The 16,022-nt window shown below is 52.7% G+C and carries 15 protein-coding genes and 1 pseudogene; 9 read left to right on the top strand and 7 right to left on the bottom strand.

Going from position 1 to position 16,022, the window contains the following annotated elements; all coding sequences use genetic code 11:
• Window positions 1-100 precede the first annotated feature (100 nt).
• From N512_RS0104545 to N512_RS0104530, 4 genes are all read left to right on the top strand, one after another.
• The gene (locus tag N512_RS0104545; protein ID WP_156029062.1) at window positions 101-685 is read left to right on the top strand and encodes a cold shock domain-containing protein; all 585 of its coding nucleotides are present in this window, start codon (window positions 101-103) and stop codon (window positions 683-685) included.
• A 208-nt stretch (window positions 686-893) separates the two neighbouring features.
• The gene (locus N512_RS0104540) at window positions 894-1,130 is read left to right on the top strand and encodes a helix-turn-helix domain-containing protein (RefSeq protein WP_028779559.1); all 237 of its coding nucleotides are present in this window, start codon (window positions 894-896) and stop codon (window positions 1,128-1,130) included.
• 2 nt (window positions 1,131-1,132) lie between these two features.
• Window positions 1,133-2,434, top strand: a complete 1,302-nt coding sequence (locus N512_RS0104535) for a HipA domain-containing protein (protein ID WP_028779558.1) — start codon at window positions 1,133-1,135, stop codon at window positions 2,432-2,434.
• 60 nt (window positions 2,435-2,494) lie between these two features.
• Complete coding sequence (locus N512_RS0104530; protein WP_028779557.1) at window positions 2,495-3,448, top strand: tetratricopeptide repeat protein; 954 nt, start codon at window positions 2,495-2,497, stop codon at window positions 3,446-3,448.
• Between the two features lie 91 nt (window positions 3,449-3,539).
• Here the strand turns inward: N512_RS0104530 and prfH are convergent, their stop codons facing one another.
• From prfH to N512_RS0104500, 6 genes are all read right to left on the bottom strand, one after another.
• Window positions 3,540-4,175 (bottom strand): peptide chain release factor H, encoded by a 636-nt coding sequence (gene prfH, locus N512_RS0104525; protein ID WP_028779556.1) that lies wholly within the window; start codon window positions 4,173-4,175, stop codon window positions 3,540-3,542.
• Window positions 4,175-5,338: an RNA ligase RtcB family protein gene (locus tag N512_RS0104520; RefSeq protein WP_028779555.1), complete on the bottom strand. Its 1,164-nt coding sequence runs from the start codon at window positions 5,336-5,338 to the stop codon at window positions 4,175-4,177. Before N512_RS0104520 ends, prfH begins: the two co-directional genes overlap by 1 nt.
• A gap of 414 nt (window positions 5,339-5,752) precedes the next feature.
• On the bottom strand, window positions 5,753-6,100 hold the full coding sequence (locus tag N512_RS0104515; protein WP_025011793.1) for a hypothetical protein: 348 nt from the start codon (window positions 6,098-6,100) through the stop codon (window positions 5,753-5,755).
• Window positions 6,101-6,439: 339 nt separating this feature from the next.
• Complete coding sequence (locus N512_RS23690) at window positions 6,440-6,874, bottom strand: HNH endonuclease (RefSeq protein ID WP_020442396.1); 435 nt, start codon at window positions 6,872-6,874, stop codon at window positions 6,440-6,442.
• A gap of 51 nt (window positions 6,875-6,925) precedes the next feature.
• A complete protein-coding gene (locus tag N512_RS0104505) occupies window positions 6,926-7,201 on the bottom strand; it encodes a hypothetical protein (protein ID WP_037474151.1) in 276 nt (91 codons plus the stop codon).
• A 152-nt stretch (window positions 7,202-7,353) separates the two neighbouring features.
• Window positions 7,354-8,010: a quinolone resistance pentapeptide repeat protein QnrA3 gene (locus N512_RS0104500; RefSeq protein WP_024266192.1), complete on the bottom strand. Its 657-nt coding sequence runs from the start codon at window positions 8,008-8,010 to the stop codon at window positions 7,354-7,356.
• Window positions 8,011-8,432: 422 nt separating this feature from the next.
• On the opposite strand from N512_RS0104500, the gene N512_RS0104495 reads away from it, so the two are divergent.
• Entirely contained in the window at window positions 8,433-9,191 is a 759-nt protein-coding gene (locus N512_RS0104495) for a substrate-binding periplasmic protein (protein WP_028779553.1), read from the top strand.
• Between the two features lie 281 nt (window positions 9,192-9,472).
• On the opposite strand, the pseudogene N512_RS22245 reads toward N512_RS0104495, so the two are convergent.
• A pseudogene (locus N512_RS22245) lies at window positions 9,473-9,999 on the bottom strand (pentapeptide repeat-containing protein); the annotation flags it as partial.
• Window positions 10,000-10,424: 425 nt separating this feature from the next.
• On the opposite strand from N512_RS22245, the gene N512_RS0104485 reads away from it, so the two are divergent.
• The 4 genes from N512_RS0104485 (at window position 10,425) to N512_RS0104470 (ending at window position 15,995) form a co-directional block, all read left to right on the top strand.
• Window positions 10,425-11,183, top strand: coding sequence for a substrate-binding periplasmic protein (locus tag N512_RS0104485; protein ID WP_028779551.1), 759 nt, complete (start codon window positions 10,425-10,427; stop codon window positions 11,181-11,183).
• A 75-nt stretch (window positions 11,184-11,258) separates the two neighbouring features.
• A complete protein-coding gene (gene tsaA / locus N512_RS0104480; RefSeq protein WP_020442393.1) occupies window positions 11,259-11,738 on the top strand; it encodes a tRNA (N6-threonylcarbamoyladenosine(37)-N6)-methyltransferase TrmO in 480 nt (159 codons plus the stop codon).
• Window positions 11,739-12,306: 568 nt separating this feature from the next.
• Window positions 12,307-14,052, top strand: coding sequence for a hypothetical protein (locus tag N512_RS0104475; protein WP_028779550.1), 1,746 nt, complete (start codon window positions 12,307-12,309; stop codon window positions 14,050-14,052).
• A gap of 23 nt (window positions 14,053-14,075) precedes the next feature.
• A complete protein-coding gene (locus N512_RS0104470; protein ID WP_028779549.1) occupies window positions 14,076-15,995 on the top strand; it encodes a hypothetical protein in 1,920 nt (639 codons plus the stop codon).
• Window positions 15,996-16,022: the final 27 nt, after the last annotated feature.

Genomic DNA, 16,022 nt, shown 5'->3' with positions numbered 1-16,022 from the left:
TACAGGCCTGCCTGCTGTGTTGTGCTTCTTGCAAAGGACTAGGGCCATTTGCGGCGAACCACGCCTTGCATCCAAGCCCGTAAGCCGACGCAGAGCACACATGGGACTTGTTCGCACCTTCCCTAAGAATGTGGTGGTCGAGTTTGACCCTACGCCAACCCCAAAGGGATTGTCTGCCAAGCAGGTCCGTATTCCTGAGGTCTATATAAGAGAACGACTACTGAATTTCTTCACCTCCAAGGGTAGCAATCCCAAGCATGGTGATGCCGCGTTGCGCTTGCCTATTCCGACCCGTTTTTTCAAAGATCCGGCCAAGGGGCGCCAGTATATAGAAGAACTGGCTAAGCAGTGTGGCTGTAATGCCGTGCTCGGGCTCGAGTTTGAAAAGAAGACCTTCTCTGAAGGCAACTATCGCTTTACCGGCCATGCTTTCAAGGGCGAGTTGGCCCTGGTCACTGAAAAGCAGCCCTGTGACACCAAAGAGATGGCCCTTGCTGCCGAGCGGCAGTTGCAGCAAAGAATTCAGGCGGCTGAGCAGGCCTTTGGGCCGATACAAGAGGCTGAGCTTAAGGCCAGGCAGAGCCAGCTTTCCGGCTGCCTCGGCAGCGCCGTTGCTGTGCTTGCTGTGGTGGCAATCCTGCCCGCAGCCATTATCGCCGGTATCGCCGGTCTGTTCCCACAGTAGCTAACAAGGTGATTTCAGCGCCTTAAAAGTGTAACAAACTACACTTTTAAGGCATTTTCGGCTTGAATGGATGAAAAAGTGTATTTGAGTACACTTTTTCGTTGTATCGAGTCTCCAAAAGTATAAAAGTGTATGTTGGTACACTTTTATATTGAGTCACCCCTAAAACACGGCTAAAGTGTAGCAAAGTATACTTTGAGTCTATCTTATGGTCTCCCCATTAACTCCACATTCATTGGGCGCTTTAATTAAGGCCCGTAGAAAAGAAGCTGCACTCACTCTGGATGTGGCGGCAATGCTTTGTGGTGTCACCAAGAAAACCTTCATCCGGGTCGAGAAGGGTGAAGATGTCTACATCTCTACTGTCTTCAAGATACTCGATGGTTTGGGGATCAGTCTGCTGGCGCAGCCCAAGCCTGATGTTGATTCGACCGGGTGGTACTAGATATGAGTGGAGCAGCAAACCTTGTCTTGGATATGCATCTTGGTGATCGAATCATAGGTGAGTTGTCATTCGATCCCGCCACCGAGAGTTTTGCCGTCAGTTACAGCCAAGATTGGCAGCAAAACGGCTTTCCCATATCACCCATGATCCCTTTGGATGGCACAGGAAGCAGCACACAGATCGCCATGTTTCTCGGCAACCTGTTGCCTGAAAACAGGGGCTTGGATTACCTCATCGAATCTCTCGGTGTATCCAGGGGCAATACCTTTGCCCTTATCCGAGCCATTGGCTTGGATACTGCCGGTGCCGTTGCCTTTTCTCTCAAGGGGACTGAACTGCCACAGACGGCATTTCGAGAAATCAGTGATGATGAAATCATTTTGCGCCTGGAAGATCCTGAGCTCTGGCCAATGGAGGTGTGGGATGGCAAGCCCAGGCTGTCGGTAGCCGGGGTACAGTCGAAACTGAATCTGTTCTACAACGGTAAGCAATTTGGTTTCGGTGAAGGCGCCTTATCATCGACCCATATCTTGAAGTTCGAAAAGCAGCGGCATTTAGTCATCAACGAGTTTCTCACTATGCGTTTGGCGAAGGCGATAGCCATGAATGTCGCGAATGTTGAGATCCGCCATTTTGGCCGGCACAAATCATTGTGTGTCGAACGCTTTGATCGTCGCTATTTGCCCGCTGAACAGCGGGTGCTGAGAAGGCATATTATCGATAGCTGCCAAGCCCTTGGCTTTAGTGTGAATAAGAAATACGAACGAAATTTTGGTAATGGCCGTGATGTCAGAGATATTCGCGAAGGTGTTAGCCTGCCCAGGCTGTTTGCTCTTGCGGAGCAATGCGCTAATCCGGCGGCGGCCAAACAGGATATGCTGCAGTGGACGCTGTTTAATCTACTGAGTGGCAACGCCGATGCTCATGGTAAAAACTACTCCTTCTTCATGACACCGACAGGTATGGTGCCTACGCCTTGGTATGACTTGGTTTGCGTGGCCTTGTATGAAGAATTTGAGCAAGAGCTGGCGATGGCGATTGATGATGAATTCGACCCAGACAAGATCTACGCCTATCAATTGGCCGCGTTCAGCGAGGATATAGGGTTACCCAGAGCCTTGGTGAGCAACAGCCTAACCAGAATGGCGACCAGAATAAGCCAAGAAATAGACGGTGTTATCGCAATGCTCAATGGATTGGATAACGATGAGCAGGCGTTTGTGGCGAGCTACAAAGCACAGTTATTGGCAAGGTGTGAGCGCTATTTGGATATTGCCCCCCAAATCAATGAGATGGAACTTTAAAAATAGCTTCTAAATGGTTTCATCGAAACTGTTTGGCTGATGACGGTAGGGATACAAAACATGGATCAAGAGCTTGGCCCGATTTTGTTTATTGTGGTGCTGCTGGCGCTGACCCTGGGTGTTATGTGGCTGGTTGAAACGCGGCGTAAGCCGACCATGATGCAGGGCTGGTTGGATAAGCAGGGCAGCGAGCGCTTGTTTACCTACTGGGATGCGCCCAGTGCGGCAATTTATGCAGAAGGCGAACCACGGCACTATCGGCGTTTGCTTGAGGCTTGGCAAGGGTTGACGCCACTCGAGGCCTGGTTTCAACATAACCTCAGCCGTATCGGGGTAACACCTGTGGGATTGACTGTGGGCAGTGCCAAGCGTTGGTGTCTTAGGGCCTGGCAGAAACAGCAGGACCCGGCGGCGGCCTATTATCTGGGGATGATGCAGCTGATGGGGCTGGGAGGTAAACCCGAATACCGCTCGGCGCTTGAGTTGTTTACCGCGGCGGAGCAGGGCGGCATTGCCAACGCCATTACCGCCCGCGGGCTGATGTTGCTGCGAGAACCCGCCAATGGCGAAGATTGGCCGATTGACCTTCCCGAGCAGCAGCGCTTTGCCGAGGCTGTCGCCTGCTTTCGGCAGGGGCTTGAACATGGGGATAAGCTGGCGGCCTTGAATCTGGGCTACTGTTTGGAGCATGGCATAGGCATAGCGGCCGATACCGAGGCCGCCATCGACAGTTATCTGATGGCGGCCAGACAAGGTGAGCCCGCTGCCCAGTATCGTTTGTCCATGCTGTATGCTGCCAGAGGCGATTTGGCCGAGGCCTATGTTTGGGCCCGTGTTGCCAGCCAGTGCTCCGAATCTGATGTTGCCGTGGCGCGCAGCCGCAATATTGAGGCCATGCTGGAGCCGAGCCAGCGCCATCAGGCCCGTCAGAAGGCGGCGCTGTTTACCCTTGAAATCGTGGCGCCGCGAATGCAGGCATTGGCCAAGAATATGGATTTGCTCAAGGTGGCGTAACTGATAGACCCAGCTGAGTGAGCCGCAGTGACAGATAGGAAGCAGGCCCGAGCGCCAATCCCGGCTCCCGGCCTGTTCCTTTACCTAAGCTTTAGTCGAGCGGAATAAACTTTTCGCCTTTAAAGCTTCTTCGCGGATTGCCCCGCTGCAGTTCCCAGTGTTGTTGCCAACGCTGTTGCTCTTCCCGGTTCATTTGCTCTTGCTTCATCGCCTCCAGCTTTTGAAACAGCAAGGCAGTTGCCAGGCGTTTGTTGGCATGTTGGCTGCGCTCGGTTTCAACCCGCACCGACAGGCCGCTGGCAATATGGGTCGCGCGGATGGCCGAGTCTGTGGTGTTCACGTGTTGCCCTCCGGCGCCCGAGGCGCGGCAGGCCTGAAAGTGGATTTGCTTATCCAGAGTCTTGTCATTGACCTCAAACATCTGGCCGCTGAAGAACCAGTTTTTGCGTTTGTGCCCGGGCCTGAAGCGGCTTTGGCAGCTCCAGAGCATGGCTCCCTGCCAAGACAGCGCCAAGTGCTTGGCCCTGGCTTCGTCATTGGCACTGAGTTGCAGCAAGGCCGACTTGAAGCAGGCGACGCCGGTTTTAGCGTTTGCCTGAGTCACCTCCAACAACTCGCAGCCTATGCCTTGCGCCTGACACTCCCGCTCTATGGTTTGCACCGCCAGGGCCACGGCGCGGCAGCATTCAATCGGGCCGGTTCCGGCCGATAGTTGCAGTAGTATCATCAGCAGCACTCCCCGTTGGTTTTGAAGGTCAGCACAGGGCGCAGCCTGGCAACAACCTCAATCAAACCGGCATCGACCATATCGCCAACCACAGTCGCACATTTTTTGTAGGCCTGGGGCGCTTCGTCATACAGCAGTGTCTTGTTACCGCAGATCACCCGGCTTCCCAGGGCGGTGAGGTAGAGATCTTCACGGCTGAACTTGTGCGCCAGACGGCCCTGACACTCGCCGCGCTGCCATTTCCTCCCGGCACCATGAGCCAGGGAAAACAGGCTGATATCGGCAGCGTTGCCCGCAGCAGCGCAGGGTTTCACCAGATAGCTGTAGTCGCCGCGGGATCCCGGGATCACCACATAACCCTTATCGCTCGGGGTGGCGCCTTTTCGATGCAGCCAGCCTTGGGTTCCGTTTATGCACTTGGGGGATACCAGATTGTGGTTCACATCCAACACCAAGCTGCCAGAGCTGTTGATCGCTTCCAGGAAGCGACAGGCTATCAGCTCGCGGTTCAATTCGGCCCAGCGTAGCGCCTCATCGTGTTTGGCCAGATAGTCGCTGAACTCGCTATCTTCCGGACTCAGGCCTTGGTGGCTGTGGCGGCGGATATGTTCCTGCAAAATGGCCTGCCCCAGGCCTCTGGAGCCGGAATGCACCAGCAGTTGCATATAGTGGCTGTCCAGCCCCAGCTCTTGCAGCGCCGCCTGGTCATAGACAGTTTCTATCGCCTGAAACTCGGCAAAATGGTTCCCGGCGCCTATGGTGCCAAGCGCCTGGTCAAAGCCTGTGATCGCTATGCCTTTTTCCCGCTTGCGCTCGGCAATTGTTTGCGCCCAGGTTTCATCCAGAGGCTGTTCTATCTGTTTGAACTTGTTCGCCATCTTATCCAGCTTGACCTTGGATAGCTTCAGCGAGCTCTGCCACAGTGACATGCCGCAGCCAATGTCGTTGCCGACCAAGGCAGGATAGATTCTGTTGACGGCAAAAAACGCCGCACCAATGGGATAGCCTCTGCCGGGGTGCAGATCCGGCATTCCTGCCACGTGCTGCATACAGTCCAATTCAGAGGTTTTTATCAGTTGTTGTATTGCCAGCCCTTCTACCCAGGTTTCTTTGGATGCAATCAGGCTGACGCTTTCAGTAAGTTTTTGGACGGATCTGCCCATAGACCAATTCCTTTAAACAGGATTTAAACGATAAACGTATTGGCAGGCCAGTTGACCGAAGCGATAGCTTTACTTGAAAGCTATGAAATCAGTGGATAGCTTTCTGCTATTTAGCGGACAAGACCTGCAAAGGAGGTTGATGTGTTTTGCATGATGTTTTCTCCTCTACAGTGAATGAATGGTGAGCGATGCGGGCGCATGGTAATCAGTTTGCCACCATAAGGCAAATATAAATTCAATCACTTAACTTTATTTGCCGCCGAGCCCTATGGCAAGTGCGCCAGCTTGGGATTGCGGCCGGGGCAGCCGACCGCAGAAAGAGGTTATTGTTTCAGGCTATGATTTAAAGTCATGATTTAACGCCATGATCTGAAACCACACCAAGAAGCCGAGATAGAACTTTCTCTTGCCGGGTTAAGGCAGCGGTTGGCGGGGCTTGGCCTTGTCACTTTTGCTGTGTGCCAGTTCAAGCACTTGTTCAAAGTCCAGACCATTAATCTTTTGCCCTATCAGGCCGAAGTCCATCTGGCCGTTGCGATCCGAGTGGTTCAGCGCTGCCAATGGGGTGTCGAACTCGGCCAGTTGGATTGCCAACAAGGCCATGACAAATTCCTGCTTGTCATGGGAGTTCAGCTGCGCCATGAGTCTGATGACATCCTGTTGGGTCGACTCTGCACTGCTGCCGTCGAAGACTATGGTGTTGGGGGTAGTACTGCAGGCCATCAGGCCGGTCAAAACGATAGCGATTATTATATTCTTCATGAGCTAACTTCCGTTTTTTTCGGTGTTCTACTTCCGTGCTGGCTTGTGATCGCCCTGTGGCATTCTCTCGAAGCGCCGCTGGTCTGGGGTACAGTTCCGGCCAACAGCAGTGTCAAGGGCACAGGCTCGGCAGAAGCGAATAATAAATTAAACCGCGACTCTAACAGTTTGAGATCAAAATTTTTTGAGTCGAGTCAAACAATTGACATATAAAGGAAAGGTTTGATTTTTGTGAGGTGTCCCTGTTGCAACAGCCTTGGCCGCCCCTCTTCCTTGAGTCAATCTTTACAAACAGGTTACAGAATACCTCACCCTAAATAGGGCGACAAGTCATAGTGATCATTTATCCAACTTACCCAGATTGCAATCCTCACAAAGTATTTGCATGTTATTAATGTCCAGTGCTTTGTGCGGGTACTTGCTGCGGGGCAAAATATGGTCAACATGCAGCACTATATTGTGTTCGGCTTTAGTGCGATTGCACTCTACACATTTGTGTTCGTGAGTTTGCAGCACCTGATATCTGAGTGCCAGCCAGGCCCTGGATTGATAAAAGTTATCTATGGTCTTGGGCTCGAACTCGCTGAGCTGCTCCGGATGCTCAAAGGCGCGGTGGCCGAGTTCGGGGGAAAAGAAGCTGGCCTGAATATCGGCCTTGTCCTGATGCTTGCTGAGCCATTTCCAAATGCCGCGCAGCGCACCTTGCTCACTCTTGTAACGCCGGGTTCTTATGCTGTCTCCAGTGCGAAAAGTGACTTGGATTTCCAGTTCCATGGGCTTTTCTCTCCTGAGGGCGGGCTCTTGGTAGCCTGCCGGTATTGAGGCTTAGTTAAGTTTGTCCAACTGTTTGCGGATCTGCGTTTGTTTTTTGGAGAGCTTAATGACCTTCAACGCTTCCCAGAGGGCGATGGCCGAGCCTATAGCGATCAGCAGATAGCAGTTGATGGGGTTATTGAGCGCCGGGGCGAAGGCATCACCTTCGGCGACAACCAGGCCATAGAGTGCCAGGCCTATGAGCAACATGCCGGGGGCCCCAAGCAGTTGAGTGATTACCAAAGAGCGCTTGACCTGGGCCAGTTCAGCTTGCAGTTGAGTCTTCATAATGCCTCCTTTGAAGGGAAGGTATAACGCCGGCTGCGACAGCAGAGAAAACGGCATTTCGGCGGTTATGCTCTGCCATAGCTGAATCTGCCCTGTTGCAAGCGGGAACTCAAGTGATATTTGCCCGCTTGTCGCTTGAGTCTGCCTTTGAACTAATCCGGCAGCACTATGACTCCCAAGGGTTCCAGCAGTTGCTCCTGCTGCCAGGCACAGATCTTGACTCCTTCGAGGTTGACCCGTCTGGGATCGAGCCCATCCAGATCGGCAAAGGTCAGGTCACAGCCCCGCAGGTTTACCTGTTGCCAGCAGTCGCGGGAGAAGGTGCCGCGGCTGAGGTCGGAGCCCATCAAGGAAGCGCCGCTGAGGTTGGCATTGCTCCAGTTGTTTTCAAACAGCTCGCACTTTTCCAGGCATTGGCCGCTCAAATTGGCATAGGCCAGGTTGCAGCCTGAGATATAAGCCGAGCAGAAGTACATCTTATGGCTGATTTGATTGTAAAAACGGGCCCGGGAAAAATTGGCGCCCTTGAGATCGCACTCCCTGAACTCTATGCCAAAGCAGTTGGCACCGCTGAAATTGGCCAAAGACAGGCGGCAGGCCTTGAAACTGGCATCGCGCAGATCGGCATAGCTGAAGTGGCACCCTTCGACGGCGCCGCTTTCAATGAAACTGCAATCCTCGAAACTGGCATCCCTTAGCTGGCAATGGCTGAAGTCACACTGATAAAAGCGGCAGCGGCGAAAACGGCTGTCACTCAAATCCTGGCGTGAGAAATCCTCTTGCTGAAAAACTTTATCAATAATATCCATACGGCTTCCTTTAACCAGGGAGGGCGCTAACTCTCTTTGCTAGCTCTGCCTATGCAGGCAAGCATGGGTTTTGTTAGCGCCTTCCCAAAAACCTTTGCAGGCTAACATCGGTACTCTGGAATATCACTAAAAATAAAACCTTCAAAATCATGGTTTTGAGAAGTGCTTAAATCGCGATTTTAAGGGGGTAAATCGACATTTTGAGAGCCTTTAAGCGTGTTCCATGCTCAAGGCGTCGTGAAAAATAATTCAAGTCCTTTACGGGCTGCTGACGTGGCTTGCTGGATGCGAGGACTCTCGTTTCGAATGGTTTTGTTTAAAAACATATGAATACAACAGCTTACTAAGCATTGTAACCCGAGTTTGTATATTGGGCCGCCTTTGACAACACTTAATAGATACTGTTGTCTCGGGGGATAGTTATGCGCTTGCTGTTTCCGCTATTGCTCTATTGTTGCAGCGTTCAGGCTGCCGTGGGGCTTGGTCAACTCAGATATCTCACGGAAGAGTATCCACCCTATAACTTCAGCCTGGATAATGGGGAAGTATCCGGATTTGCCACCGATGTGCTGCGGGCCGTTTGGCGGCTGACAGGTACAGAGCCCCAGACCATAGAGCTTCTGCCCTGGGCCCGTGGTTACTATATGTTGGGGAGTCGCGATAACGTGGTGCTGTTTTCCACAACCCGCACTCAGGTGAGGGAGCCACTGTTTCAATGGGCCTGCAGCCTTGGCACCCTGGAGCTGAATCTCTATGCGCTCAAACGCTCAGCGCCTGCGCTGACCAGGTTGGAGGATGCCAAGCATTTGCTGGTGGCAACCGTCAGGGAAGATGTCGGCGAGCAGTTACTGCTGAGCCAGGGTTTCGATCCGGCTTTTTTGGTACGTACCAGTAGCCTGGAGCAGGCAATCAAGGTGCTCAACAGCGGCCGGGCCAGCTTGCTGTCCAGCAATAGGTTAACCTTACTCAGCACTCTGAGACACGGGGGCTACGACCCCGAGATAATGCAGCCCTTGGTTAAGGTGAGTCACAGGCCCTTGTGCTTTGCCTTCAGTGCCAAGGTGCCGCCTGAACTGGTAATGCGCTTTCAAGCTAACCTGGATCAGGTGTTGAACTCTGAAGAGGGCATAAGCCTCAGAAAACAGTACTTTCACGGCGAGACCTTACTGAGCCTGCCATAAAGAAGGTGCGAACAAATCCCATGTGTGCTCTGCGTCGGCTTATAAGTCTGGATGCAAGGCTGTAAGCCGTAAATGGCCTTAGTCCTTTGCAAGAAGCACTTCCCTAAGAATGTGAGTTGCTTTGAAGACCCCTTTGCCAAGCTGAGGTAGGCTGCAATTCTGTATTTGCAACGGAGTTGTTGTGCAAGTTGTTAGCTTTACCGCCATAGAGCACGCCGAAACCCAGTACACGGAACTGGCCAATATCCCGATTACCGCGGAAGGATAGCCCCTTCTTGGATGAGCCTATCCAGATAGAAAAAGCTGAGGCCGCAACTTCGTAGATTAACCCATTGCCCTCTGTTACAAGAGAAAATGCCTTGATTGAATCCGCCCCCTTAAAGGAAGCGCCGCTGAGGTTGGTATTGCTCCGGTTGTTTTCAAACAGCTCGCTCTTTTCCTGGCATTGGCCACTCAAATTGGCATAGGTGAAGTTGCAGCCTGAGATAAATGCCGAGCAGAAGTACATCTTATGGTTGATTTGATTGTAAAAACGGGCCCGTGAAAGTTGGCATCCTTGAGATCACACTCTCTAAGTGCTATGCAAAAGCAGTTGGTTCTGCTGAAGTAGGCCAAAGACAGGTGGCAGGCATTGAAACTGGCATCGTGTAGATCGGTATAGCTGAAGTGACATTCTTCGACGGCGCCGCTTTCAATGAAACTGCAATCCTCGAAACTGGCATCCCTTAGCTGGCAGTGGCTGATAAAAGCGGCAGCGGCGAAAACGGCCGTCATTCAAATCCTGGCCGAAAAACTTTATCGATAAAATCCATACAACTTCCTTTAACTAATACCACTTCTGTGTCGCGTTTGAGCTTCTCCGGGGCTGAGTTGGGCAACACCTGGCTGAATGGTATAAAAACGTCTGCAGGCTAACATAGGCACTCGGGAATTTTACTAAAAATAAAACCTTTAAAATCATATTCTTGATAGGTGGTCAAATTGCGTTTTAAGGAAGTAAGGCGTTATTTTTAAAGGTTTTTAGGCGTTATGAGCTCGGGGTGCTTAAAATAGTTTTAGCGCTTAGAGGGGGCTTGATGAGGTTTGATGTTTGTCTGGCTCTCAATTCCGGCTTTGGTTGTATAAATTTTTTTAAACATTTAGTTATCTCTTGGTTAGGCTCGAGCTTGTGTATTGGGTTGTCTTTGATAACACTTGTATTGGTATTGCTGTTTCTGTTTCTGGGGGATAGTTATGCGCTTGCTGTTTCCGCTATTGCTCTATTGTTACAGTGTTCAGGCCGCTGTGGGGCTTGGTCAACTTAGATATCTCACAGAAGAGTATCCGCCTTATAATTTCAGTCAGGAACAGGACCAAGTAGCCGGATTCTCGGTCGATTTGCTGCGGGCCGTCTGGCGAGAAACGGCGACAGAATCCCAGCCCATAGAGTTGCTTCCTTGGGCCCGAGGCTACTATATGTTGGGGAGTCGCGATGATGTAGTGCTGTTTACAACTACTCGCACCCCAATCAGAGAGCCGCTGTTTCAGTGGGTCTGTGGTATTGGCAAATCGGAGCAAAATCTATACGCACTCAAGCAATCCAGTCTGTCACTGACTACGTTGGATGATGCCAAGCAGATGCTGGTGGCAACCGTCAGGGAGGATGCGGCGGAGCAACTGCTTCTTAGCCAAGGTTTTGACTCGGCCATGCTGGTGCGAACCAACAGTTTGGAGCAGGCAATCAAGGTGCTCAGCAATGGTCGGGTCCGTCTGTTATCCATTAATAGGTTGAGCTTGCTCGAAACCCTCATGCGAGAAGGTTATGATCCTGAGATACTGAAACCTCTGATTAAGGTCAATCACAGTCCCCTTTGCTATGCCTTCAGTGCCAAGGTGCCAACTGAATTAGTCAGTCAATTCCAACTTGCTCTGGACAAGGTGCTGAACTCCGAGGAGGGGATGAGCCTGAGGCAGAAATACTTTCATGGCGAGACTTTGCTGAGCCTGCCATAAAGAATGTGAGTTGCTTTGAAGACCCCTTTGCCAAGCTGAGGTAGACTGCAATTCTGTATTTGCAACGGAGTTGTTATGCAAGTTGTCAGCTTTACCGCCATAGGCCACGCCGAAACCCAGTACACAGAACTGGCCAATATGCCGATTCAGGGCAGCAAGGTCGCCGATAATCAAGGGGTTTTGGTGATCCATCCCGACTATGCCGAAGGGCTGGCGGACCTCGATGGTTTTTCTCATGTTTATGTGCTGTTTCATCTGCATCAATGCAAGCAGGGAGCGCTCAAGGTTAAACCTTTTCTCGATAACCAACTGCGCGGTGTGTTTGCGACCCGTTCGCCCAAGCGCCCCAATCCCATAGGCCTGTCGATACTGGAGATTGATCGTTTAGAGGGCAACCGCATTCATGTTAAGGGAATCGATATGCTCAACGGCACCCCCATCATAGATATCAAACCTTATATTCAGGCATTTGATTGCGTGCAAAATACCCGTGATGGTTGGTATGAACAGGGCAAAGATCCGTTGCAAACTCTTTCCGACGACAGATTTGCCTGACACAGAAACCGTTCTTATTTCATCACCGGAGCAGCATATCCCGGTTGCTCTGGTTTCCTCGCGCCTGGCCACGCCGACATTCTCGCCGCTGTGAGCTGAGCTTTTTATCCGTTTAGTCGGTTTTGACTATGGTGTAAATTTTTTCTCTCTTATTGATTCATATCACTTTGTTGGCGTTTTAACTTGTTTCCAATGGCTGGAATCGTCAAAATCCACCCTCCCGCCAAGGGATCTTAAGGATGCTCTGGCGGCCGCCTCGACTGTATTGACTGTGCTTATCATCGCGGTCGAATTGAATTTAAGCGAGCCCTGGATGGGCCCAGGCCTTAAGGCCATCGAAAAGGATTGTTTTGAAAACTGCTATTGTCGTTCAGTTTCCCATTAGGCTCCTGGTTAATCTAGGCCAAACGCTTCCTTCCCCTTTATTTGCTCTGCATACGCACCTGGCAAGCCCCCTTAGCCATGCCAAGTTGTTTTTATGTTTGATGGGTGCTTTGGGGCTATTTCATCATGCCACTTCGATTTGCGGACGCGGCTATCTCTTTACTGTTAACAACAGGAGTCTCAAATGACAGCTGCCAAATGGATTTTACATTCCCCGAAGCAGGCCGGCGCCCCGCAGTTGCAGCTGTTGACGCCGCTGGCTGACGGCCGTCAGCAATTGCTTTGGCAGTATGAGTTGCCCCAGGCCGAGGATGAAGTGGTGCTGAGCGCCTTCTACAGCGACAGTGAATTTGTGGTCGCCACCCGCTCCGGGCAGATCTATGCCGGTGATATCGAAACCGGGCCTCGGCTGATGGTCAATCTGCCAAATGTCGGCATCTATGGTCATGGTTGGCTGGATAAAGACAGAGGCGAGTTCTGGTATGTGGCCGAGCAGCCAAGAGGGGATGATGAATATCCCTGTCTTCTGGGCTGGTCGCTGGCCGACTGGCGGCCTATTAAGGATATCTGCTTGCCTGAATATCTGGATGATCGCCGCCTTGGCAGCACCATGGTGCGGCGCCGAGACGGTTGTTTTTTATTCTATGAGCGTGAATGCGACTCTCTGGCGCAGCGAGAGCATGGCTTCTGGTGCACCAATGTGGTCGATGGCCAGAGCCGATTTCACCGGATTGAGGGCAAACCGCAGCTTGAAGCTAGCCGTTATTCGAGCATACACCTTTGCCCTGAGCGGCAGTTGGCCTTATTGCCGGTTTCTGAGTGTCTGTTGGATGAGAGCGGTGACAGTCCACGCATTGGGTTGCAGTTGCAACTGGTGGCACTCGAATCCCTTGACGTGCTTTGGCAACAGCCGGTGTTTTGGTTTGACAGCCATGATGGCTTGTTGGATCCGGATGACTTTTCCACTTTGCTTGAATCGCTCAGGAGCGGTGAAGATGCCTGTGATGAAGAAGAGCTGACTGACGCGCTCGAAAGCCTGTCTGACGGGCTGAGTGGTATCCGCCTTTCCCTGGATGAAGCCGCTTTTTGGCTGAGGTTGCGTAGTGGCGAGCTGATTAAGGGCTATCTGGCACCAGAGGAACACTTCCGCCTCAAGGCGTTGTCGCCTCGCTATCGCGCCAACGAATGCCCACTCCCCGGCGACGAAGCCAATCCCTTTGCCCTGGTAGCCTTTGACCACTATGACTATCAATTGACCTCACCTACGGCCAATCGCTTGCTGCTGGTGGGGTTCAAGATATATGCACTGGATACCAGTACTGTCACGCCCATGCTGCCAGGGGATGCCGATTGCCAGAGTTTGCCCTGTTACTTCTGGCCTAAACCTGAATTAGTGATGAGTGAGCAGCAGAGCCTGGCCCATGGTGAGGCGGGGCTCAATATTATTGAGGCCGATTATCTGGAACTGGGGGAGTGTTTGCTGGCCAGCGCCAAAGAGATGGTCAGCCGTCTGGCCGACTTACCAAACAGCGCCAAGGGTGAGCGCCTGGAGTGGCGCTTTAATGACAGAAATGGCAGTGAATGGACCGAGGCGCAGTTTGTGGCCGCGCTGATAGTTGTGCCGGGCGGCGCCGAGCTGTTGGCCGAAGCCGTTGAGAAGCTGCTGGCCTATCCCGATGCGGCAGGTCTGCGCAGCGGTGCCGACAAGCCGGCCTTGTCGGACACAGTGCTGGCGCTGGCCGGTGATGACATAGCTTATCTGCCTTTGTTGGCCCGTTACTTCAATATGCTGGCTGATGGTCCAGGCGCCGCCTTCCATCAACAGCACTCAGTGCCGCTTATTCAACGGCGCCACGGCCAGGGGCTGCTCAAGAGCCGCCAATATCGCCGTTTTGTCCAGGATTTGCCCTGGCCGATTTCCCCCGCCTGATTGCAAATCACAGGAATAACTCAATGAATGCCAATGTAAGAACCAATATCCGCCTGCAACAGGCCAAGCTGTTTTTTATCGGCCCTGAGCTTATTCAGGTTATCCAGAGCGCTGATGAGGCCGACACCCTGTTGTGGCAATGTGAGTTGCCGGGAACCGAGGATGGCGAGCTGGCCTTATTGCAATGGCTGGATGACACTCGCTTCCTGGCATTGGGCCAAAATGGACTGCTTTTTGTCTGCGATTATCAGGCGTGCAGTTGTGAGCAGGTGCTGGATTTACAAATCTCCGGAACCCCCGGGGCCTGGCTCGATAGCCACAAACAGACCCTGTGGGTGGTCGGGCGGGTAGGCATCGCTGCGCGCCGCGGCCACAGCTTGCTCAAGGTCGATCTCGCGGCCATGGAGCCGGTGCAGCATTGGCCTGTGAGTGCCGAAATCGAGCCTGAGTCACTGATTCTGACCCGGGATGGACGCGTGGCCTTTTATGGTCGCAATGAGCATGGCGGTTATCGCTTCCGCTTTCAGCAACTGGTGTATTTTGACCCGTCAAACGAAACCTGGTCCGAACAGCCTCTGCCGGGGAAACCGGCTCCAGTGCAGGTTTCACCGCAGGATTATTGGTTCCAGAATCGTGCCAACGGCCTTATCACTACCCTGGCCGCCGATGGCGTGAGCCGTCATCAGACCGAGGGCGAGCCTGTGCGTTACGAAGCCAGGTTGCAGCTGATAGATATGAATCTCGGCCGTCAAATCGATGCCGGGGTGCGCTTGCTGGCCATGGCCGATATCTGTGATGAATATGATGCCGAAACGGTTCAGGAGGCGCTGGAGCGGATTGCCGCCGGTGAGATATCCCATCAGGATAACGACGAATGGCAGCAACTGCTCAACAGCCTGACTTGCAGCTATTTTTGCGAGCAGGAGCAAGTCTTCTGGCTGGGCTGGAAAGGGGGTGTGATGCAAAAGGTGTCGCCGAAGGGTGAGAGGCTTTCCCCTCTGTACCAACTGGGCAGCCAAGATGCGGCGGGGCAGTGGCGCCCCTTGAGCCACTATGGTGGTGATCTGGTCATGATTAAGGGGGTTAACCAAGGGCGGCTCTGGTTGGCATTCGGTGATCTCGATGAGCCCAGTCACTACTCGGTCGACATCGATTCCCAAGCTGCTGTGCCCCAGAGCCTGCTGGCCGCCGAACAGCAAAAATTGCCGCTCAATTGCCGCAGTTATCAACCCAAGCCGCTGCAAATTCCCAGCCAACTACAGGCCGAGCCTTGCCCCAGTGGCAGGGTGACTCTCTATTGTGACGATCTGACATCAAATCAAGGCAGGTTGCAACTCTTGCAGCAGCTACTGGCGGTGCTCCCAAAATTGGAGCAGAGCCTGGGGGAGGCGTGCGGAGCGCCCTTAGCCTCAGTAACAACCAGAGCCCCTGTAGCAACCAGAGCCGGCTGGCTTGGCCGCTTGAAGCAGAAAATAACTCATAGTGCAGTTACTGAGCCTGGCAGGCTTTGGTTTGCTTTTGTCGATGGTTTGGGGAACCGGCACAGCGAGTACGACTTCTTCCACTATGCCGTGGGTCTGGAGCAGGGGCCTGAGTTGATTGCGGCCATCCTGGCGGCATACTGCCGTCTGCCCCAGGCCAGGTGTTTGCTGGGAGCCGAGGGGCAGCCTGTGCTGGCCGAGGCAGCCTTGGCGCTCAGCCAGCACAGGCAGGCTTTGCCGCAACTCGCGGACTATTTCAATGTTCTCAGCGCCTTGCCTGTGCATCCATTTCATATCAATCGCACCTTGAAAGTGATCTTTGCCGAACATCAGGGCTCGCAACAGTTGGCGGCTTTCCTGGCGGCGGTCCCAAGCCCCTATAACGACCCGGAGTTTAAGCTGGCCGAGAAAGGCGACTATGACGACGATGACGAATTTGACGACGATGATGACTATAAGTAACTGTCATTTATGAGAAAAGGATAAGGA

The organism is Shewanella sp. 38A_GOM-205m, from assembly GCF_000518445.1.
In the GTDB taxonomy this organism is placed as follows: domain Bacteria; phylum Pseudomonadota; class Gammaproteobacteria; order Enterobacterales; family Shewanellaceae; genus Shewanella; species Shewanella algae.
Note: the sequence above shows the minus strand (reverse complement) of the source record. Positions and strands in the feature narration are given on the sequence as shown.